This window comes from Hoeflea sp. (assembly GCF_984452065.1).
Genome location: NZ_CFHWAF010000030.1, coordinates 1 through 20,848, shown reverse-complemented (window position 1 = coordinate 20,848; position 20,848 = coordinate 1). Strand labels below are relative to the sequence as shown.

Annotated in this window: 16 protein-coding genes; all 16 read left to right on the top strand. The window is 59.7% G+C overall.

Annotated features, from left to right (window positions below; all coding sequences use genetic code 11):
* The first annotated feature begins 370 nt into the window (after window positions 1-370).
* Window positions 371-2,356: an AMP-binding protein gene (locus tag AC5E6N_RS08040; RefSeq protein ID WP_491747334.1), complete on the top strand. Its 1,986-nt coding sequence runs from the start codon at window positions 371-373 to the stop codon at window positions 2,354-2,356.
* Window positions 2,353-3,177 carry an ABC transporter ATP-binding protein gene (locus AC5E6N_RS08035; RefSeq protein WP_491747333.1) on the top strand — a complete coding sequence of 275 codons (825 nt, stop codon included), beginning with the start codon at window positions 2,353-2,355 and terminating at the stop codon, window positions 3,175-3,177. The genes AC5E6N_RS08040 and AC5E6N_RS08035 overlap by 4 nt, the downstream gene beginning before the upstream one ends.
* A gap of 84 nt (window positions 3,178-3,261) precedes the next feature.
* Window positions 3,262-4,215 carry a branched-chain amino acid ABC transporter permease gene (locus tag AC5E6N_RS08030; protein ID WP_491747351.1) on the top strand — a complete coding sequence of 318 codons (954 nt, stop codon included), beginning with the start codon at window positions 3,262-3,264 and terminating at the stop codon, window positions 4,213-4,215.
* 5 nt (window positions 4,216-4,220) lie between these two features.
* Window positions 4,221-5,297: a branched-chain amino acid ABC transporter permease gene (locus AC5E6N_RS08025; protein WP_491747332.1), complete on the top strand. Its 1,077-nt coding sequence runs from the start codon at window positions 4,221-4,223 to the stop codon at window positions 5,295-5,297.
* 69 nt (window positions 5,298-5,366) lie between these two features.
* Window positions 5,367-6,656 carry an ABC transporter substrate-binding protein gene (locus AC5E6N_RS08020; protein WP_491747331.1) on the top strand — a complete coding sequence of 430 codons (1,290 nt, stop codon included), beginning with the start codon at window positions 5,367-5,369 and terminating at the stop codon, window positions 6,654-6,656.
* Window positions 6,657-6,720: 64 nt separating this feature from the next.
* Window positions 6,721-7,563, top strand: coding sequence for an ABC transporter ATP-binding protein (locus tag AC5E6N_RS08015; protein WP_491747330.1), 843 nt, complete (start codon window positions 6,721-6,723; stop codon window positions 7,561-7,563).
* A 195-nt stretch (window positions 7,564-7,758) separates the two neighbouring features.
* Window positions 7,759-8,358 carry a TetR-type transcription factor C-terminal domain-containing protein gene (locus AC5E6N_RS08010; RefSeq protein ID WP_491747329.1) on the top strand — a complete coding sequence of 200 codons (600 nt, stop codon included), beginning with the start codon at window positions 7,759-7,761 and terminating at the stop codon, window positions 8,356-8,358.
* A 16-nt stretch (window positions 8,359-8,374) separates the two neighbouring features.
* Window positions 8,375-9,523, top strand: a complete 1,149-nt coding sequence (locus AC5E6N_RS08005; protein WP_491689787.1) for an isovaleryl-CoA dehydrogenase — start codon at window positions 8,375-8,377, stop codon at window positions 9,521-9,523.
* Window positions 9,524-9,544: 21 nt separating this feature from the next.
* On the top strand, window positions 9,545-11,152 hold the full coding sequence (locus AC5E6N_RS08000; protein WP_491747328.1) for a carboxyl transferase domain-containing protein: 1,608 nt from the start codon (window positions 9,545-9,547) through the stop codon (window positions 11,150-11,152).
* Window positions 11,153-11,166: 14 nt separating this feature from the next.
* On the top strand, window positions 11,167-13,170 hold the full coding sequence (locus tag AC5E6N_RS07995; RefSeq protein ID WP_491747327.1) for an acetyl/propionyl/methylcrotonyl-CoA carboxylase subunit alpha: 2,004 nt from the start codon (window positions 11,167-11,169) through the stop codon (window positions 13,168-13,170).
* 538 nt (window positions 13,171-13,708) lie between these two features.
* On the top strand, window positions 13,709-14,266 hold the full coding sequence (locus AC5E6N_RS07990; RefSeq protein WP_491747326.1) for a DUF924 family protein: 558 nt from the start codon (window positions 13,709-13,711) through the stop codon (window positions 14,264-14,266).
* 203 nt (window positions 14,267-14,469) lie between these two features.
* Window positions 14,470-16,860 (top strand): mechanosensitive ion channel domain-containing protein, encoded by a 2,391-nt coding sequence (locus tag AC5E6N_RS07985; RefSeq protein WP_491747325.1) that lies wholly within the window; start codon window positions 14,470-14,472, stop codon window positions 16,858-16,860.
* Window positions 16,861-16,968: 108 nt separating this feature from the next.
* On the top strand, window positions 16,969-18,432 hold the full coding sequence (locus tag AC5E6N_RS07980) for a UbiA family prenyltransferase (RefSeq protein ID WP_491747324.1): 1,464 nt from the start codon (window positions 16,969-16,971) through the stop codon (window positions 18,430-18,432).
* Window positions 18,433-18,491: 59 nt separating this feature from the next.
* Window positions 18,492-19,784, top strand: coding sequence for an FAD-binding oxidoreductase (locus AC5E6N_RS07975; protein WP_491747323.1), 1,293 nt, complete (start codon window positions 18,492-18,494; stop codon window positions 19,782-19,784).
* Window positions 19,785-19,870: 86 nt separating this feature from the next.
* On the top strand, window positions 19,871-20,308 hold the full coding sequence (locus AC5E6N_RS07970; RefSeq protein WP_491747322.1) for an EamA family transporter: 438 nt from the start codon (window positions 19,871-19,873) through the stop codon (window positions 20,306-20,308).
* The coding region (locus tag AC5E6N_RS07965) for an NAD-dependent epimerase/dehydratase family protein (RefSeq protein WP_491747321.1) at window positions 20,305-20,848 on the top strand (544 nt) is incomplete at its 3' end. The genes AC5E6N_RS07970 and AC5E6N_RS07965, both read left to right, overlap by 4 nt.

The window sequence follows — 20,848 nt, the reverse complement described above, 5'->3', positions numbered from 1 at the left end:
CTTTGGTGTTGTGGCTTCGAGGTGAGGATGTATAGTCGGTCGTCCATCGTGTCATGTCGAGCTCCGGTGTTATTCAGGGCATGATGTGGAAAAAAGTCGCAACCTGGCACAGAAAGGATAAGGGGCGAAAAAGTAGGTGTGTTCACAAAGGCTTGGCTTGAGGAATGATTGTTGCGGCATGTGACCCGTCGGCGAAATAAAACGTTTGAAATTCACATTCCGGTTTACGGATTGAACTAAAGTCGCTTGCGCCTCCGCGAATCTTTTGATTAAAAGAACACACGTTCATTTATTTTTGAACGTCAAGAAATGCGCTCAGGCGCTTCCGGCAGATTGAGGGTTTGCCGGATTTGGGAGGAGAACCTGGGGAATGCCACCGACGGGCAGCGATGCCGGCCGCGAGCCGGTGACTTTTCCGCAATATCTTCTGTTGAACGCCAGTCGTTTTGCCGACCGCACGGCAACACGCCACAAGGATTTGGGCATATGGCAAAGCTGGACCTGGAAGGAACAGCTTGACGAGATCAGGGCGTTTTCAATCGGCTTGCAGGAATTGGGTGTGGGCGAGGGCGACAAGGTCGCCATCGTCGGAGCAAACCGGCCAAGGCTGTACTGGACCTTCTGCGCCGTTCAGGCGTTCAAGGCGATCCCGGTTCCGGTCTATGCCGATGCGGTCGCCGAGGAAATGGCCTATGTGCTCAATCATGCCGGCGTCAAACTGGCGGTTGTCCAGGATCAGGAACAGGTCGACAAGATCCTGTCCTTTTCCGAAGACATTCCGGCGCTCAAGGATGTGATCTATGACGAGCCGCGCGGCCTGCGCGACTACGACCACACCCATCTGAAGGAATTCACGGCCGTTCAGGAAATGGGCAGGGAGGCCATGAAGGCCGATCAGGGCAGGGCGTCCGCCTGGGCCGATGCGATCAGCGCCGCCGACGGCGAGGAAGTGTCCGTCTTTCTTTATACCTCCGGCACGACCGGCAGGTCGAAGGGCGTGGTTCTCAAGGCCAAGACGTCGGTCAAGGCGGCCTGCGATACGGCGGCCTTCGATCATCTGACGGAAAAGGACAATGTGCTGGCCTATCTGCCGCTCGCCTGGGTCGGCGATCATTATATGAACTATGCGCAAGGCTATGTGGCAGGACTTTGCATGGCCTGTCCGGAAAGCCCCGAAACGGTTGCCCACGATCTGCGCGAAATCGGGCCGAGTTTCCATTTCGCGCCGCCGCGCGTGTTCGAGCAGTTGCTGACCACGGTGATGATCCGGATGGAGGACGCCGGCGGGCTCAAGAAATGGATGTTTCATCGTTTCCTCAACGTGGCAAAGACCCATGGCGAGCCGATCCTGGAAGGAAAGCCGGTGCCGCTTGGCGGGCGGCTTGCCTACTGGCTCGGGGAAATGCTGGTCTACGGACCGCTGAAGAACACGCTCGGCCTGTCCAATATCCGCACCGCCTATACGGCCGGTGAGGCGATCGGGCCGGATCTTTTCTCGTTCTTCCGCTCACTCGGCATCAACCTGAAGCAGCTCTACGGACAGACGGAAGCCTTCCTTTACGTGACCGCGCAAAAGGACGGCGAGATCCATGCCGATACGGTCGGCAAGGCCGTGCCGGACGTTGAGATCCGCATTTCCGACGACGGCGAGGTGCTGTTCAAGTCGCCCGGCATGTTTGTCGAATATTATGCCGATGAAGAAAAGACCCGGGAAACCTTCACCGAGGACGGCTTCATCAAGACGGGCGATGCCGGTATTTTCGATGCCCGTGGCGACCTGAAGATCATCGACCGGGCCAAGGATGTCGGCAAGCTGAAAAACGGTTCGCTCTTTGCGCCGAAATACATCGAAAACAAGCTCAAGTTCTTTCCCAACATCAAGGAGGTCGTGGCTTTCGGAGACCAGCGGGATTTCTGCACGGTCATGCTGAACATCGATCTGGCGGCCGTCGGCAACTGGTCCGAACGCAACAATATCTCCTACGCCTCCTACCAGGAACTGGCGGGGCTCCCGCAGGTCTACGACATGATGCGCGAGCATGTGGACCAGGTGAATCGCGACCTTGCCGGCGAAGAGCTGATGGCCGGCTCGCAGATTTCACGGTTCCTGGTGCTGCACAAGGAACTGGATGCCGATGACGGTGAACTGACCCGCACCCAGAAAGTGCGGCGCGGTTTCATCGCCGACCGCTACGCGCCGCTGATCGAAGCGCTCTATGACGGTTCGACTGAAAAATTCGTTGAGACGGAAGTGACTTTCGAGGACGGACGAAAGGGGAGCATTTCGGCAACCGTGACTATCGTCGACATGAAAACGCACGCGCCGGCCGGCATCGCCAAGGAGGCGGCCGAATGAACCAGCATATTGATCCCGGCACGCTGCGGGCCGATGACGGCATCGAGAAGGGCGGCATGCTGTTGCATGTCGATAATATATCCCTTTCCTTCGGCGGCGTTAAAGCGATTACGGATGTCTCCTTCGACGTCAAGAAAGGGGAAATCCGGGCGATCATCGGACCGAACGGTGCCGGCAAGACGTCGATGCTGAATGTCATCAACGGATTCTATCACCCGCAGGAGGGTACGATCACCTTTCGCGGCGAGGAACGCCGTCGCATGCGCCCGCATCACGCAGCCACGCAGGGCATTGCCCGCACCTTTCAGAACATTGCGCTTTTCAAGGGCATGACGACGCTCGACAACATCATGACCGGCCGCATGACGCTGATGCGCAGCAGCATGCTCGCCCAGGCCCTGTGGTTCGGTCCGGCGCAAAAAGAAGAACTGGCGCATCGCGAGACCGTCGAGAAGATCATCGACTTCCTGGAAATCCAGCACATCCGGAAGATGCCGGTGGGGCGGCTGCCCTACGGATTGCAAAAGCGTGTCGAACTCGGGCGCGCGCTGGCGGCGGATCCGGCCTTGCTGCTGCTGGATGAGCCGATGGCGGGCATGAATCTTGAGGAAAAGGAAGACATGAGCCGCTTTGTGCTCGACGTCAATCAGCAGTTCGGCACGACCATTGCGCTGATCGAACATGATATGGGCGTCGTCATGGACCTTTCGGACCGGGTTGTGGTGCTCGACTACGGTCGCAAGATCGGCGACGGCACCCCGGACGAGGTGCGCAACAACCAGGACGTGATCGACGCCTATCTGGGGGTAAGCCATGACTAGTCGTTCGGGAACACAGGCGGCAAAAGGAGACGCGGCGTGAGCCCGGAAATACTGACCTTCATCGAAACGGTCCTCAACGGACTGATGGCCGGGGTCATGTACTCCCTTGTCGCACTCGGTTTTGTGCTGATCTTCAAAGCATCGGGTATTTTCAACTTTGCGCAGGGTGTGATGGCGCTGTTCGCGGCGCTGACGCTTGTCGGATTGCAGACCGGACAGGTCCCATTCGCGCATCTGATCAATGCCATCCTTGGAACCGACCTGCATTACTGGGGGCCGGGTTTGCCCACTTTTCTCGCCATACTGGTGACCATCGGCGTCATGATCCTGCTGGCCTTCCTGATCGAGAAAGTGGTGCTGAAGCATCTCGTCAACCAGGAACCGATCATCCTGTTCATGGCGACGATCGGCCTTGCCTATTTCCTGGAAGGCACGGGAGATCTCATGTGGGGCGCCGATGTGAAAGCGCTTGATGTCGGCCTGCCAAGCGGCGGTTCCTTCTGGTGGGAGGATGTGACCCGGAACTGGGCGCCGGCAGGCTCGGATTATTTCGGCATGTATATCGACACGCTGGACGTATCGGCGGCCATCATCGCGGTCGTGCTGGTGGTGGCGCTGACGCTGTTCTCGCAATACACGGCGACCGGGCGCGCATTGCGCGCGGTGGCGGACGACCATCAGGCAGCCCTTTCCGTCGGTATCTCGCTTCGCACAATCTGGGTCATTGTCTGGTCAATCGCCGGTTTTGTCGCGCTCGTCGCCGGGATCATGTGGGGCGCGAAATCCGGTGTGCAGTTTTCGCTTTCATTGATTGCGCTGAAGGCCCTGCCGGTGCTCATTCTCGGCGGCTTCACCTCGATCCCCGGCGCCATTGTGGGCGGCCTCATCATCGGTGTCGGCGAGAAGCTGGCAGAGCTCTACGTCGGCCCGCTGGTCGGCGGCGCGGTGGAGAACTGGTTCGCCTACATGGTGGCGCTGGCGTTCCTGCTGTTCCGGCCGCAGGGGCTTTTCGGCGAGAGAATCATCGAGAGGGTATAAACGAGATGCTGTATCGCGAAACCGGTGATTTCAAAACAAGTTACGCTGCCGATGAGCAGACATTCCCCATCCAGTCGGAACGCTATTTGTTCTGGGCAGCCATGGCTGTTGCATTCCTTGTGGTGCCGTTTTTCATCAACGACTACTGGGAGAAATCAATCCTCGTTCCCCTTCTGGTGTGGTCAATGGCAGCGCTGGGCCTCAACATCCTGACGGGGTATTGCGGCCAGGTGAGTCTGGGAACGGGCGGCTTCATGGCGGTCGGCGCCTATGCCTGTTACAAGCTGATGACGGCATTTCCGGAACTCAACATATTCTTCGTCGTGATCCTGTCGGGCGGCGTGACGGCCTTTGTCGGCATGCTGTTTGGCCTGCCGTCCCTGCGCATCAAGGGTTTTTACCTGGCGGTGGCGACGCTGGCGGCGCAGTTCTTCCTGGTCTGGTTGTTCAATAAAGTACCATGGTTCTATAATTATTCGGCCTCCGGGCAGATCACGGCGCCGGAACGCACGGTTTTCGGTATCGCCGTTACGGGTGCGAACGCGCCGCCCTGGGCGACTTATCTTTTCTGTCTTGTCATAGTGTTTCTATTCGCATGGATCGCGCGCAATCTGACGCGCGGTACGTTGGGCCGATCATGGATGGCTATCCGCGACATGGACATCGCGGCGGAGATCATCGGCGTGCAGCCGATGAAGGCGAAGATCTCGGCCTTTGCGGTGAGTTCCTTCTATATCGGGGTGGCGGGAGCGCTCTATTTCTCAGTCTGGCTGGGCGCGGTGGAACCGACGGAATCGTTCGGCATCAACGTTTCGTTCCTGGTCCTGTTCATGGTGATCATCGGGGGGCTGGGCTCGGTCCTCGGATCGTTTCTGGGCGCCGGATTTCTCATTCTGATGCCCGTGCTTTTGAAGAATGTCATGGTCGGCGGTCTTGGATGGCCAACCGACCTGGCCGCCCATTTCGAGATCATGCTCGTGGGCGGTCTCATTGTCTTTTTCCTTATCGTCGAACCGCACGGGCTGGCCCAGCTCTGGCGGCTGGCGAAGGAAAAAATGCGTCTTTGGCCATTCCCATACTAGGATTGGCCGGGGAGAATCCGCCCCGGAAGGGGCATACTTACGTGTCTGTTTTACCCAGGGAGGAAAGACATGAAACTAGCGAAACTGGCAATTGTGACCGCAGTCGCCGCAACGGTCGGAAGCACGTCGGCACTTGCCGATCTGGTGTTTCCGTCCTTGAGCTACCGAACCGGTCCGTATGCGGCAGGCGGCATTCCTTTTGCCGACGGTTATGCCGACTACTTCACGCTGCTCAACGAGCGTGATGGTGGCATCAATGGTGTCACGGCGCGCATTCTCGAATGCGAAACCGGCTACAACACGCAAAAGGGCGTGGAGTGTTACGAATCGACCAAGGGCGAGGGATCGCTCGTCTACCAGCCGCTGTCGACGGGAATCACCTACCAGTTGATCCCCAAGGCGACGGCCGATGGCATCCCGTTGCACTCCATGGGCTATGGCCGCACCTCGGCTGCAAACGGCAGGGTGTTCAGCCACGTCTTCAACTATCCCGGCACCTACTGGGATGCCGCCTCGATCATCGTCAATCACATCCTTGATGAGAACGGCGGTGATATCAGTGGCAAGAAGATTGCGCTGGTCTACCACAACTCGGCCTACGGCAAGGAACCGATCCGCACGCTTGAGGAACTGTCCAAAAAGCACGGATACGAGTTGTCCCTCGTTCCGGTCGACCACCCCGGTCAGGAACAGAAGTCCCAGTGGCTTCAGATCCGCCGCGACCGGCCGGATTATGTGCTGATGTGGGGTTGGGGCGTCATGAACCAGGTGGCCGTCAAGGAAGCCGCCAACATCCGCTTCCCGATGGAGAACTTCATCGGCGTGTGGTGGTCCGGTTCGGAAAATGACGTGGTGCCTGCCGGTGAAGGCGCAAATGGCTACAAGGCCGTGACCTTCCATGGTGTCGGATCCGATTTCCCGATCTTCGATGACATCCAGAAACATGTCGTCGATACCGGCAAGGCCGCCGGTGCCGGAGACCAGATCGGTACGGTTCTTTACAACCGCGGTCTTTATGCCGCCATGCTTGCTGCTGAAGCCGCCCGCACGGCACAGGCCCTTCACAACACGAAGGAACTGACCCCGGCCCAGATGCGTGACGGTATGGAAGCGCTCAAGATCGATGCTGCCCGCCTCGAGGAGCTTGGTCTTTCGGGTTTCGGTCCTGAAATTGCAGTGTCCTGCGAAAATCACGGTGGTCCTGGTCTGGGTGCGATCGCGCAGTGGAATGCGAGTGAAGGCACATGGTCTTTGATCAGTGATTTTGGTCCTGCCGACCGTGAAATCATCGACCCGCTGATCATGGAGGATTCCATGGCCTTTGCCGCGGAAAACAACATTCCCGAACGCTGCAGCTAAAGCAGCCATGGCCGCGCCGTCAGGCACGGCCTCCCAACAGACAGTGAACAGGAATTGACGCGCCATGAGCACAGCGCAAACGACCGAAGAGCCGGCACCCGCGCAAGACACCATATTGTCAGTGAACAATATCGAGGTGATATACAACCACGTAATCCTGGTGCTCAAGGGTGTCTCGCTGACTGTTCCGCGCGGCGGTATCGTCGCCTTGCTGGGCGCCAATGGCGCCGGCAAGACAACCACCCTGAAAGCAGTCTCGAACCTGCTTCATGCCGAACGGGGGGAGGTCACCAAAGGCTCGATTGTCTTCGAGGGGACACAGGTCGAGGCGCTGACACCCAACGAACTGGTGCGGCAGGGATGTATCCAGGTGATGGAGGGCAGGCATTGCTTCGGTCACCTGACGATCCAGGAAAACCTCTTGACCGGGGCGTTTACGCGCCGCGACGGCAATGCCGCCATCAAGCAGGATCTGGAGATGGTCTATGATTATTTCCCGCGCTTGCGGGAGCGCCGGGCCAGCCAGGCCGGCTATACCTCCGGCGGCGAGCAACAGATGACCGCGATCGGTCGGGCGCTGATGTCGCGGCCGAAGATGATCCTGCTGGACGAGCCGTCGATGGGGCTCGCCCCGCAATTGCAGGAAGAGATTTTCGAGATTGTCCGCAAGCTGAACGAGCAGGAGGGCGTTTCCTTCCTGCTGGCGGAGCAGAACACCAACATCGCGCTGCGTTATGCGACCTACGGGTATATCCTCGAATCCGGCCGCATTGTTCTTGACGGCGTTGCCTCGGAACTGCGCGAGAACGAGGACGTGAAGGAGTTCTATCTCGGCGTGGGCGGTGAAGGGCGCAAGTCGTTCCGCGACGTCAAACACTACAAACGGCGCAAGCGCTGGCTCGCCTGACCGGCGGCGGCGCGGCGGTATCGACCTGTGACCGATGGCTTGTCTGGCCCTACACGATGATGACGACCGTAAACTTGACGCGCCGAGAGAGGCTTGTTAATTAAACAAACGTTCATTTCTTTTTATGAAAGGGATTGCGACCGAGCGATCCTGTGAACGGGAGAGCGGATACCGGAACCGGGCAGCGGAAACAGGATGGCACGCAAGGTAGGATCGATCGGAGCGGAGACAGCGGACAGGGTACGCCTTGCCGCGCTTTCGCTGTTTGCCCGCTACGGCTATGCCGCCGTCTCGATGCGCCAGATTGGCCGCGAGATCGGTTTGCAGGCCGGCGCGATCTACAATCACTTTCCCACCAAACAGCATCTGTTGCGCGGCCTCCTGGTCGAACATATGGAACGCCTTCTTGCCGCCTGGGAGGCCGAGAAAGACGACAGCCTGCCGCCCCGCGAGGCGCTCGTCGCCTTTGTCCGGTTTCACATACGGTATCACGTCAAGTGTGGCGAGGAAGTCTTTATTTCCTATATGGAATTACGAAACCTGGAAGAGCAGAATTTTGTCGAGGTTGAAGAACTGAGGCGATGTTATGAACAATCATTGCGCTCCATTCTGGAAGCCGGCACCCAGACGAGAGTGTTCACGGTGAGCGATCCGCGGGTCGCCACAATGGCCGTGATCGCAATGCTGACGGGCGTTACCAACTGGTACAAGTCCGACGGCCGCCTGTCGCTTGACGAGATCGAGGAGCTTTATGTCCGCATGATTTCGGGCGCGGTCGGGATGAAGGAGAACTGACGTGTATATGGCGGGCATGAATTTCGGGCTTGGCGACGACATCGAGCAGTTGCGCGAAACGGTCTATCGTTTCGCCCAGGACCGGATTGCTCCCCTGGCGGCCGAGATTGACGAGACGAACCAGTTTCCGATGCACCTTTGGCAGGAAATGGGGGCGCTCGGCCTGCTCGGCATGACGGCGGATCCCGATTTCGGCGGAACGGGCTTCGGCTATCTCGCCCATGCCGTGGCGATGGAGGAAATCTCCCGCGCGTCGGCGTCCGTGGGACTGTCCTACGGCGCGCACTCGAACCTTTGCGTCAACCAGATCAACCGCTGGGGATCGGCGGAGCAGAAGCGGAAATACCTCCCGGGGCTCTGCTCGGGAGAAAATGTCGGTGCGCTGGCGATGTCGGAGCCCGGTTCCGGATCGGACGTCGTATCGATGAAACTGAAGGCCGAGAAGCGCAACGACCGGTTTGTGCTGAACGGTAACAAGATGTGGATCACAAACGGTCCGGATGCCGACACGTTGGTGGTCTATGCAAAGACGGACATGGAGGCCGGACCGCGCGGAATAACGGCCTTTCTGATCGAAAAGGGCATGAGCGGTTTTTCCACCGCGCAGAAACTCGACAAGCTCGGCATGCGCGGATCGAACACCTGTGAACTCGTGTTCGAGAATTGTGAAGTGCCCTATGAGAACATGCTCGGTGAAGAAGGGCAGGGCGTGCGCATCCTGATGTCGGGTCTCGACTATGAGCGCGTTGTCCTTGCCGCCGGACCGGTCGGCATCATGGCGGCGGCGCTCGATATCGTCGTGCCCTATGTGCATGAGCGCAAGCAGTTCGAGACGCCCATCGGCGAGTTCCAGCTCATGCAGGGAAAACTCGCCGATATGTACACCACCATGAACGCCTGCCGCGCCTATGTTTACGCGGTGGCAGCCGCCTGCGACCGCGGCGAGACGACACGCAAGGATGCTGCCGGCTGCATCCTCTACGCCGCCGAAAAGGCGACCCAGGTAGCGCTTGAATCGATCCAGGCCCTTGGCGGCAATGGCTATATCAACGAGTATGCGACCGGCCGGCTGCTGCGCGATGCAAAACTCTACGAGATCGGCGCCGGCACGTCGGAAATCCGCCGCATGCTGATCGGCCGCGAAATCTTCGCCGAAACCGCCTGACGCGCATCTCACGGAAATCCCATGGCTGTCCTTTCATCACAGATCGCGCCTTCCTCCCAGTCCTTCACCGACAATGCCAAGGCCATGCACGGGCTGATCGAGGCGATGCGGCAGGTGGCGGCAAAGGTCGAACTCGGCGGCAGCGAGCAGGCCCGGGAGCGGCATCTCGCGCGCGGCAAGTTGCTGCCGCGCGAACGGGTCCGGCGGCTGCTTGACACCAATTCGCCCTTTCTGGAGGTCGGCCAGTTCGCCGCGCACGGCATGTATGGCGACGATATCGCCAGTGCCGGTCTGATCACCGGAATAGGCCGTGTTTCGGGGCGCGATGTGATGATCGTCTGCAACGACGCGACGGTCAAAGGCGGCACCTATTATCCGATATCGGTCAAGAAACACCTTCGTGCGCAGGAGATAGCGCAGGAAAACCACCTGCCATGCGTTTATCTGGTCGACAGTGGCGGTGCGAACCTGCCCAACCAGGACGAGGTCTTTCCGGACCGGGAGCATTTCGGGCGGATTTTCTTCAATCAGGCCAATATGTCCGCGATGGGTCTTTCCCAGATTGCCGTTGTTATGGGCTCGTGCACCGCCGGCGGGGCCTATGTGCCGGCCATGTCGGACGAGACCATCATCGTGCGCGAGCAGGGCACGATTTTCCTTGCCGGGCCGCCTCTGGTGAAAGCCGCGACCGGCGAGGTCGTCTCCGCCGAGGACCTTGGCGGCGGCGACGTGCATACCAGACTGTCGGGCGTCGCGGACCATCTGGCCAATGACGACGCGCATGCGCTGGCGCTGGCCCGCAGCGCCGTCGCAAACCTCAATGCGTCGCGTGACATCCATGCGGATGTCCGCACGCCGGAGGATCCGCTTTACGATCCGGCCGAGATTGCCGGCGTGGTGCCGCCCGATCTCAGAACGCCTTATGACATCCGCGAGGTGATTGCGCGTCTCGTTGACGGCTCGCGCTTCGATGAGTTCAAGGCGCGCTACGGCACGACGCTGGTGTGCGGCTTTGCCCATGTGCACGGCATGCCTGTCGGCATTATCGCCAACAATGGTGTCCTGTTTTCCGAAAGCGCGGTCAAGGGCGCCCATTTCGTCGAGCTGTGTTCACAGCGCCGCATACCGCTGGTCTTCCTGCAGAACATCACCGGCTTCATGGTCGGCCGCAAATACGAGTCCGGCGGCATTGCCAAGGATGGCGCCAAACTCGTGACGGCCGTCGCGACCACTGCCGTCCCGAAGATCACCGTGCTGGTCGGCGGTTCGTTCGGCGCCGGCAATTACGGCATGTGCGGCCGCGCCTATGGCCCGCGCTTTCTCTGGACGTGGCCCAACAGCCGCATATCGGTCATGGGCGGAGAGCAGGCGGCGGGTGTGCTGGCAACCGTCAAACGCGAGGGCATCGAGCGAACCGGCGGATCGTGGAGCGAGGAAGAGGAAGAGCGCTTCAAAAAACCGGTCATCGACCAGTTCGAGGAACAGGGCCATCCGCTCTACGCATCGGCGCGGTTGTGGGATGACGGCATTGTCGATCCGCGCAAAACACGCGATGTCCTGGCGCTCTCCCTGTCGGTTGCGCTCGGAAGCCCGGTCGGGCGGACGCAGTTCGGCCTGTTCCGGATGTAGGCGGGAGCACGCGGATGTTCAGAAAAATACTGATCGCCAATCGTGGGGAGATCGCCTGCCGGGTGATCCGAACGGCGGATCGCCTTGGAGTGTCGACCGTCGCCGTGTTTTCCGATGCCGATCGCGGCGCAATGCATATGGAGATGGCCGATGAGGCGGTGCATATCGGCGCTGCAGCAGCGGCGGAAAGCTATCTGTGCGGCGAGCGCATCATAGAAGCGGCGCTTTCGACGGGCGCGGAAGCGATCCATCCCGGCTACGGGTTTTTGTCGGAAAATCCGGAATTTGTGGAGGCCGTCGAGAAGGCCGGTCTGACCTTCATCGGACCGTCGGCCAAGGCGATCCGCGCCATGGGCCTGAAAGACGCGGCGAAATCCCTGATGGAGGACGCCGACGTGCCGGTTGTTCCGGGTTATCACGGTGAGGCGCAGGACCTGGTGGTGCTGGCCGGCAAGGCCAACGAGATCGGTTTTCCTGTGCTGATCAAGGCGCGCGCCGGCGGCGGCGGCAAGGGCATGCGGCTCGTTGAGGATCCGAAGGATTTCGGCGATGCGCTGTCGGCTGCAAAGCGTGAAGGCAAGGCCTCGTTCGGCGACGGGCGTGTTCTGGTGGAGAAGTTCGTCGCATCGCCCCGCCATATCGAGATTCAGGTCTTCGGCGACAATCACGGCAATGTGGTCCACCTTTTCGAGCGCGATTGCTCGTTGCAGCGCCGTCACCAGAAGGTCATCGAGGAAGCGCCCGCGCCGGGCATGACGGATGAGATGCGTCAGGCCATGGGCGAGGCGGCCGTCAAGGCCGCGAAAGCGATCGGTTACAGCGGCGCGGGGACGGTCGAATTCATCGTGGACGGCAGCGAGGGGCTTCAGACCGACCGTTTCTATTTCATGGAAATGAACACCCGGCTGCAGGTCGAACATCCGGTGACCGAGAAGATAACCGGTCTCGATCTTGTCGAGTGGCAGTTGCGCGTTGCGTCCGGCGAACCGCTTCCGCTCGCGCAGGAGGATCTTGCGATCAACGGCTGGGCCTTCGAGGCGCGGGTCTATGCCGAAGATGCTCAGCGCGGCTTTCTTCCGGCGACCGGGACACTGTCGCATCTTCGGTTTCCCGAAAATGGGGTCCGCGTGGATTCAGGCATCCGGGAAGGTGATACGATCACGCCTTTCTACGATCCGATGATTGCCAAGCTGATTGTTCACGGGCCTGATCGGGAAACGGCCCTCAAACGCATGGAGACCGCCCTCAACCGCACAGAGGCCCTCGGTACGACCACCAATATCGCCTTTCTCGCGGCCCTGTGCCGGCAGGAGAGTTTTGCCGGCGGAGATGTTGATACCGGTCTGATCGACCGCGAACTAGACGCTCTCAACGCGCATGCGCCGGTGCCGGATTTGATGGTTGCCGTCGCGGCGGTCGCGACCCTTCGCCCGAACGGCTCGGAGCCAGGGTCCGATCCCTTCGAGACGCTCGGCATGTGGTCGCACTGGACCGCGCCCAAGCGGGTGGTCCATCTTGTCAGCGGCGAGGCGGAGCACGAGCTTGCGGCCTTCAGGCTTGCGCCGGCCAGGTGGCGCGTTTCGAACTACCGCGAGGGCGCAGGTGCGTTTGAAACCGTCGAATTCGAGATTGTTTCCAGCCGCGCCGGCGAGATGCGCGTCGACCATGAGGGCCGGATATTCAGTGCGCGCTTTCTGCGTATCAAGGATACGCTGACGCTGACAAGCGCCGGTGTCAGCTTCGATTTCACGTTGCCCGATGTTTCGGCGGGGGATTTTGAGGCGAACGAGGGCGGGGACCGCCTCATTGCCCCCATGCCGGGCGTTATCAAGCAGGTAAAGGCCGCAAGCGGACAGAGTGTCGAGCAGGATGCGGCGCTGATCGTCATGGAAGCCATGAAGATGGAACTGACGCTTTCTGCGCCGCGCGCCGGTGTGATCGCCGGGATACTGGTGTCGGAAGGCGATCAGGTGGCCGATGGCGATCTGCTCCTTTCGCTCGAACCCCAGGAAGAGTGACGCCGGCAGACCGAATCACATCGGCACGTTTTTGACATGCAAGGGCTGCCCGGCACCCTGGCGCATGGCGCGCGCATCGCAAATCGTGCCATATTGGCCACAATGGAGCCGAATGACGCGCGAAAAACCCGTTTTCGCACATGTAAAAATTGCCGATCATTGCAAAATGGTAAGTTTTGCTTAAGTTTTGTAATATAACGTTGCTGCAGAATTCTATTTCCTCCCTAGACTCGGGCTGCTTTATCGGCAGCCTTCTTTTTTTGTTGAAGTTCAACGGCTTGACCGATGCGCGCGCACGTCGCTTGCGGTGAATCACGTGTTGATTCGATGCGGGTGATTCGTTCAATCGGGCCTTTTTGGGGCAGCAAACGGGCGCTGGATTCAATTTTCCGTTTTGAGGCCGGCCTTTGCGCGGTGTTGTCGGCCCAATCCTTGCCGGTGCATTGCCACCTGCTTTTTGGTTGGTGACAAGCAAAGCTGAAAAGGGCAGGTTTGTGCTGCGGCGCGTCAAACCCGATAACGGTTTTGGGAGAAAACCATGAGCGAAGTCCGGATCGAAAACCCCGAAGCTGTTATCAAATTCTGGTTCGACACGCTGAAACCGGGAGACTGGTTTACCAAAAGCAACGATCTGGATCAGGATATCGCCAAACGGTTTGGCGCCACACATCTTTCACTGGCTGGCAATATTCCTCAGGAATGGCGGGGTTCGGCGGAAACCGTTCTCGCGCTCATTGTCGTTTTTGACCAGTTTCCGCGCAATATCTATCGCGGCACACCACTTGCCTTTGCAACGGACTGCCTTGCGCTGAAGGAAGCGAAATCCGCCATTGAGGCAGGGCTCGATCAGCTTGTCGACGCCAAGCGCCGGCCGTTTTTCTACATGCCGTTCGAGCATTCCGAGGAATTGTCCGATCAGGACCGTGCCGTCGAGTTGTTTTCACGCCTCGGCGATGAGGAAATGCTGCGCTACGCGCATCTGCATCGCGACGTGATTGTGCGCTATGGACGGTTTCCGCACCGCAATGCCATTTTGGGCCGTGAGAACACCGCGGAGGAAACGGCCTATCTTGCCGAGCCGGGAGCGGGATTCTAGGTCGTGGTGTGTACAATGCCTGTGGATTTGGATGTCACGCGTGGCTGCCAAAGTGGCGCATTCGTCGTATACCGTCAGTTGAAACGATAAGGGACAAGCCTTTGACGCCGCTCCTGTCGCGCTTCTTGATCCTGTGCATCCTTTGCCTTGGCACGTTAACCGTTTCCGGGCCTCTTTCCTTTGCTCAGACAAATACCGGGTCTTTGTCCGTTTCTCAGACGTCCGACGATGTCAAGGCGGCCAGCAAGGAAGTCGACGGCGCGAACGAGGAACTTGACAGCTACCGCAACAAGGATGAAGCCGCGCTCCACGACGATCTGCGGCTGGTCGAGCTTCAACAGCAGTTCGAGGACATCGCCGCCTCGATGGAGCAGATCTACCAGGATCTGCAACCGCGCCTGGAAAGCATCAAGGCGCGTGAGGCCGAACTCGGTGAACCACCTGGAGAAGGCGACCCGCAAGAGCCGCAAGCCCTGAAGGACGAACGCGCGAAGCTGGCGACTGACCGGGCCGCCGTCAATGCCGAGATCGGTGAGGTTCAGCAGGTCGCGGACCGGGCGCAAACACTTGCCGAGGAAGTGTCCGGGCTGCGCAGAATCCTGTTTCGTCAAACGCTGCTGGGACGCGCCGATCTTTCGGCGGAAAATCTCGAGGCTGTCAGCAAGGCCCTGAATCATGAGGTGCGGGAGCTCGCTACCCGTATTTCAAGCTGGTTCATGTTTACATGGTCTTTCGAGAGGGCCGCGTTCCTGTCTGCGATCAGCCTGTCTCTGCTGCTTGGCCTGTTGTTCGTCTACGGCGAATACCGGCTCTTTTCACGGTTTGTACAGCAGGACCGCATGGAGGCAAATCCGTCTGCATTCAGCAAACATACCTTCGCGTTCTGGTCCACGCTGCTTCCGACCGTCGGTGTGGCGATCTTTTGCGCTCTCGTGGTCTTTTTCCTGCATAATTTCAATGTACTGCGTGGAGATATCGCGGACCTCCTGACGCCGTTTTTCCAGTTCGTCGTTTTCCTTTTCTTCATTGGTCGACTTGCCAGCGCCGTCCTTGCGCCGGTTCACCCACATTGGCGGCTCGTCAATGTCTCGGATCGCGGCGCGCGTACGCTGTGGTGGCTGATCTTCGCCATGGCCTTCATCAACGCGTTCGACTATCTGGCGGGCACTGTTTCGGACGTGCTTCATTCACCGGTCATTCTGACCATCGCGCGCAGCTTCGCTGCGGCCATCATCATCGGCGGTTTGCTTGTTCTTCTGTCGCGCATCAGGCCCATGACCGCGGAAGACGGAGCCCGCAAACCCTGGCCGCGCAGCGTTTCTATACCGCTGCTGGTGCTCGGTCTCGCACTCATTGTGATATCTGCGTTCGGTTACGTGCGCCTTGCCCGTTTCGTCGCCACGCAGGTGATCATCCTCGGCGCGCTTTTCGTGACAATGTATCTCGGCTTCCTGTCGGCCAAAGCCGTCTCCGAGCCGGAAGAGTTCAAAGCCTCCGCGCTCGGACAAATGTTGTCGAACCGGTTCAGGCTTGGCGAGATCGCTGTCGAGCAGGTGGGTTTGCTCTGCGGTCTGCTGATTTACCTGTTCGTCATCGTCTTCGGCGTTCCGTCGATTTTCCTGCTTTGGGGTTACCGGGTCAGCGATATCCAGGGCTGGGTGGCCGACAGCCTCAGCCAGATCACCATCGGCAACGTCACCATATCGCTTTCGGGCATCCTCATCGGCCTTCTCGTCTTTGCCATCGGCTATTTCATCAGCCGCTGGTTCCAGCGCTGGCTGGACGAGAATGTCATGCGCCGCAGCCGCATGGAAACCGGCCTGCGCAATTCGGTTCGCACCGGCATCGGTTATCTCGGCATCGCCGTCGCTGCGGTCATCGGCTTGTCCGTTGCCGGTCTCAACCTGTCCAACGTGGCGCTGGTGGCCGGCGCCCTCTCGGTCGGCATCGGCTTCGGGCTGCAGAACATCGTCAACAATTTCGTGTCCGGGCTGATCCTCCTGGTGGAGCGGCCGTTCAAGGTGGGCGACTGGGTGGTCACCGGATCGACGCAAGGCTTCGTACGGCATATTTCGGTACGGGCAACGGAGATCGAGACCTTTCAGCGCCAGTCCGTCATCGTGCCGAACTCGGAGTTCATCAACACGCCGGTCGCCAACTGGACCCATCGCAACTCGATCGGCCGCCAGGAGATTGCCGTCGGTGTATCCTATGATTCCGATCCGCGACAGGTCATGGCCATACTGGACGAGATCGCCGACAAGCATGAGCGGGTCCTGCGCGATCCTCCGCCATTCGTCGTCTTCACCGGTTTCGGAGACTCCTCGCTCGATTTTGAACTGCGTGTCTATATGAGCGATGTGCTTTCGGGACTCACCATCGCCACTGAACTGCGTACACAGATATTCGAGCGCTTCAAGGAGGAAGGGATCGAGATTCCGTTTCCGCAGACCGACGTGCACATCAAGGCTCCTCCGAAGGGTGAAGTCTCGGCCGCCGACGAGGCCAAAGCGCGCCTGCAGGCCGAGGCGGCGGACCGGCAGGATACGGAAACGCCGACGCCGGGGTCCCGGCGTGTCGACCCGGACGAATAGGCCCGGATTTCGCACTTCATTAACCGTTTCAGCAATTGCCCGGTCAAATGTCCGGCGAAAACCCTTTTGATTCACCGCTTTTGAACGTTGTTTCGGTAGCCCGCAGGTATGAACGAACGGGTTACCGAAAAGAACATCGCCGATGCCGCGCGTGCGGTTCCGCTGTGCGTCGATCTTGACGGCACGCTGGTGAAGACGGACACGCTTTGGGAAGGCCTGATCGGTCTGCTTATGAAGAATCCCCTGTTGATTTTTTCGGTGGTTGCCTGGATTTTTCGCGGCAAGGCCGTGCTGAAGAACGAGGTGGCCGCGCGAACGGACCGTGATGCGGCGTCCTGGCCATACCGCGACGAGGTTCTCGATTTCCTCAAGAGCGGGCGTGAAAAGGGACGCTATATCGTCCTTGCGACCGGCGCGCCGGCGAAGGTGGCGCAACCGGTTGCCGATCATCTCGGTGTGTTCGATGAAGTGCTGCATACGACGCCGGACACCAATCTGACGGCGCGGCGAAAGCGGGCCAGGCTGATTGAGCGTTTCGGTGTCGGCGGTTTCGATTATGTCGGCGACAGCCGCGATGACATCGCCGTCTTCGACGCGGCCAACCGGGCCATCATGGTCGCGCCGGACAGCGTGGCAAACCGTTGGGCCGCCCGTCATGACGCGGATATTCTGGTTGAGCGCCGGATGAGTCTGAAGCTCGTCCTGAAGGCGATGCGCGTTCATCAATGGCTGAAGAATGTGCTGCTCGCCGTGCCGCTGGTCCTGCATCATGAAGTGCTGAATGTCGGCATGCTTGCGAGTGTCGCCATCGCTTTCTTCTCCTTTTCCTTTGCCGCTTCGTCGATTTATCTCTCCAACGATCTGACGGATCTGGAAAACGACCGGCGCCATCACCGCAAGAAAAACCGCCCGCTTGCCAGCGGCGCCTTGAGCATCCCCAGCGGCATGCGGCTTGCCTGCGCGCTGCTTGCCGCATCCGTGGTGCTTGCCCTGTTCCTGCCGGCGATCTATTTCGGCGTGCTGCTGATCTATATCGCCGCGACCACGGCCTATTCCTTCATCCTGAAGCGCAAGCTGCTTGTGGACGTCTTCACGCTTGCCGGTCTTTTTACCTTGCGCATCATTGCCGGTGCGGCGGCCATTCAATCGGGTCTTTCGTTCTGGCTGCTTGCCTTTTCGATCTTCTTCTTCCTGTCGCTGGCTCTGGTGAAGCGCTATGTGGAGTTGCTGGAACTGGAGGACGGGAAGGGTTCGAAGAAGCTCGGCCGTGGCTACTATGCGCTGGACTTCGACATGATCGGCCAGGCCGGCATTTCCTCCGCCTTCGGCGCGGCGCTGGTCCTGGCGCTCTATATCCACAGCGACGAGGTGCAGGAGATGTACCGGACACCGGCGTTCCTTTGGCCGCTGTGTCCGATGATCGTCTATATGCTGCTGCGGATCTGGATGATCGCCCGGCGCGGCGAGGTCCATGACGATCCGGTCGTCTTCATCATGGGCGACTGGCGCAGCCAGCTCGTAATGGCCGCCGGCGCTGTTCTTGTCGTCATGGCCGCGGTCTATCCGCTATGAGCTACGACAGCTGGGGCCGAAACATAAACGCGCCCCGCGCGGCGTGCGCGGCAGGCGAGGTGACACCTGACGTCCTGGCCTCGGGCAGTTTTCTTCCCTTCGGAAACGGCCGGTCCTACGGCGACAGTTGCCACAACAGCCAGGGACGGCTGATCGACAGCCGGGGTGCAAACCATATCCTCGGTTTCGACGAGACACGCGGAGAACTGACCTGCGAAGCGGGCACGCTCTTGAGCGATGTGCTGGCTTACGCCATTCCGCGCGGCTATTTCCTTCCGGTCACGCCGGGCACCCGTTTCGTCACGGTGGGCGGGGCGATCGCCAACGATGTGCACGGCAAGAACCATCACCGGCGCGGCACCTTTGGCGGCCACGTTGCCCGGATGACCCTGCTGCGCAGCGATGGCGGGCCGACCGAATGTTCGCTGGAGGCCAACGGTAAGCTGTTTTCGGCGACAATCGGCGGGATGGGGCTGACCGGCCTCATCGTGCAGGCGACCATCCGTCTCATGAGGGTCGGGTCGGCGGACGTGACACAGCGAACCCTGCGGTTCGACAGTCTTGACGACTATTTCGCCTGTTGCGATGCGTTCGACGAGGCGCATGAATATGCGGTCGCCTGGATCGATCAGCTTGCCAGGGGCCGTCAATTGGGGCGGGGTTTGCTGCTCGGCGGCGATCATCTGCGGGAACGGACTGCTCCGCTGCGCAAGACCTCGCGCCAGTTGCTCCAGGTTCCTTTCACGCCGCCGGTCAATCTTTTGAACCGCTATACGCTGGCGGCGTTCAACGAGGTGTTCTTCCGCAAGGAGAAAGCCGGCGAGGCGACACGAACAGTGCCGTGGCAAAGCTATTTTTACCCGCTCGATTCCATCGGTCATTGGAACCGGCTCTACGGCCCGCGCGGCCTGTTTCAGCATCAGAGCGCCTATCCGCAAGCCAATGGTCACGACATCACCGTCAGGCTGATGGAATGCACGCAGGCGCACGGCCATGCCTCGTTCCTGACCGTTCTGAAGAAATTCGGCGCCGTGCCGTCGCCGGGGCTTTTGTCCTTTCCGCGGCCCGGCTTCACCCTGACGCTTGATTTTGCCAATCAGGGACAATCCACCCTGCGCCTTCTCGATGCGCTGGACGACATCGTCATCGCCGCCGGCGGAGCGATCAATCCCTACAAGGATGCGCGCATGTCTGCGGCCGCGTTCGAGGCCTCCTTTCCCGGGTGGCGACGGCTCGAGGCGCAGCGGGACCTGGCCATGATGTCGGATTTCTGGGCTCGGACCGCATTGGCGATAGCCCGGTCCGAGGAGCGTCGCGATGTGGGCGCGGTGCACGAAGAAGCGGCAATTTGAGCGTTTCGGGAAACACTCTCTTTACCGTTCCGATTCACGAAATCTACGGCTTTTCAAGCTATTAGAGGGGCGAAGTGGGGAAGCAAATGAACTACATCCCGTTTATCCTCTTTACCGTTCTGACGAACGCGGCGGCCCAACTGATGCTGAAGCAGGGCATGCTCAGCCTCGGTCCGCTGGAGTTTGCCGGCGAGAACATCATCGTGAAGGTCTTTCAGGTCGTTTTTCACCCCTGGGTGTTTGCCGGCCTTGTCACCTTTGTCATATCGATGGCGTCGCACCTTTACGTCCTTTCCAAGGTAGAGCTGTCCTTCGCCTATCCGTTCCTGAGCCTTGCCTATGTGGCGGTGGCTGTCTTTGCCTATCTGGTCTTCAAGGAAGACCTCAATGCCTGGCGGATCGCCGGCATCGCCTTTATCTGTGTCGGAACCGTGCTGATCGCGCAGTCCGGACGCAATGATCCGCGCGAGATTGCCGCCAATGGCGGTGCGCACGCGCCTTCCATCAACGAGATTGACACATGAAACATATCCTCTTCGGCGGTGACGGCTTTGTCGGCCGCGTTCTTGCCGCGCGGCTGGTCAAGGATGGCGAGGAGGTCGTGGTCTGCGACATCGCCAAGGGCGATCTTCCGCACTATGCCGATTGCCGCTTCATCGAGCTTGATGTGACCGACAAGGAGCAGTTCGACAAGGTCGATATCGCTGCCGATGACATGGTCTACAATCTGTCGGCGAAAATGCTGTCGCCATTGCAGGTGCGCGCCAAGCGGCATGCTTTCTTCTGGCCGGTGAATTACCGGGGCACGGACAACATCATTCACAAGATGGCCGACAGCGGTGCCAGCCGGCTGGTGCACTACACCACCGATATGATCTATGGCCACACCTATACCCATCCGCAGACCGAGGAGCATCCCGCCAATCCGCTCGGCGAATACGGCCTGTCGAAGCTGAAGACCGAGGAGCTTGCGGCCAAGTGGCGCAAGCACGGCATGAACATCTCGATTGTCCGGCCGCGGCTGATTATCGGACCCGGCCGGCTGGGCATCCTGTCGAAGCTCT

Excerpts from the sequence above, each read along its gene's own strand:
- AC5E6N_RS08040 (WP_491747334.1), top strand. The coding sequence starts at position 371 with ATGCCACCGACGGGCAGCGATGCCGGCCGCGAGCCGGTGACTTTTCCG.
- AC5E6N_RS08035 (WP_491747333.1), top strand. The coding sequence starts at position 2,353 with ATGAACCAGCATATTGATCCCGGCACGCTGCGGGCCGATGACGGCATC.
- AC5E6N_RS08030 (WP_491747351.1), top strand. The coding sequence starts at position 3,262 with ATGGCCGGGGTCATGTACTCCCTTGTCGCACTCGGTTTTGTGCTGATC.
- AC5E6N_RS08025 (WP_491747332.1), top strand. The coding sequence starts at position 4,221 with ATGCTGTATCGCGAAACCGGTGATTTCAAAACAAGTTACGCTGCCGAT.
- AC5E6N_RS08020 (WP_491747331.1), top strand. The coding sequence starts at position 5,367 with ATGAAACTAGCGAAACTGGCAATTGTGACCGCAGTCGCCGCAACGGTC.
- AC5E6N_RS08015 (WP_491747330.1), top strand. The coding sequence starts at position 6,721 with ATGAGCACAGCGCAAACGACCGAAGAGCCGGCACCCGCGCAAGACACC.
- AC5E6N_RS08010 (WP_491747329.1), top strand. The coding sequence starts at position 7,759 with ATGGCACGCAAGGTAGGATCGATCGGAGCGGAGACAGCGGACAGGGTA.
- AC5E6N_RS08005 (WP_491689787.1), top strand. The coding sequence starts at position 8,375 with ATGAATTTCGGGCTTGGCGACGACATCGAGCAGTTGCGCGAAACGGTC.
- AC5E6N_RS08000 (WP_491747328.1), top strand. The coding sequence starts at position 9,545 with ATGGCTGTCCTTTCATCACAGATCGCGCCTTCCTCCCAGTCCTTCACC.
- AC5E6N_RS07995 (WP_491747327.1), top strand. The coding sequence starts at position 11,167 with ATGTTCAGAAAAATACTGATCGCCAATCGTGGGGAGATCGCCTGCCGG.
- AC5E6N_RS07990 (WP_491747326.1), top strand. The coding sequence starts at position 13,709 with ATGAGCGAAGTCCGGATCGAAAACCCCGAAGCTGTTATCAAATTCTGG.
- AC5E6N_RS07980 (WP_491747324.1), top strand. The coding sequence starts at position 16,969 with ATGAACGAACGGGTTACCGAAAAGAACATCGCCGATGCCGCGCGTGCG.
- AC5E6N_RS07970 (WP_491747322.1), top strand. The coding sequence starts at position 19,871 with ATGAACTACATCCCGTTTATCCTCTTTACCGTTCTGACGAACGCGGCG.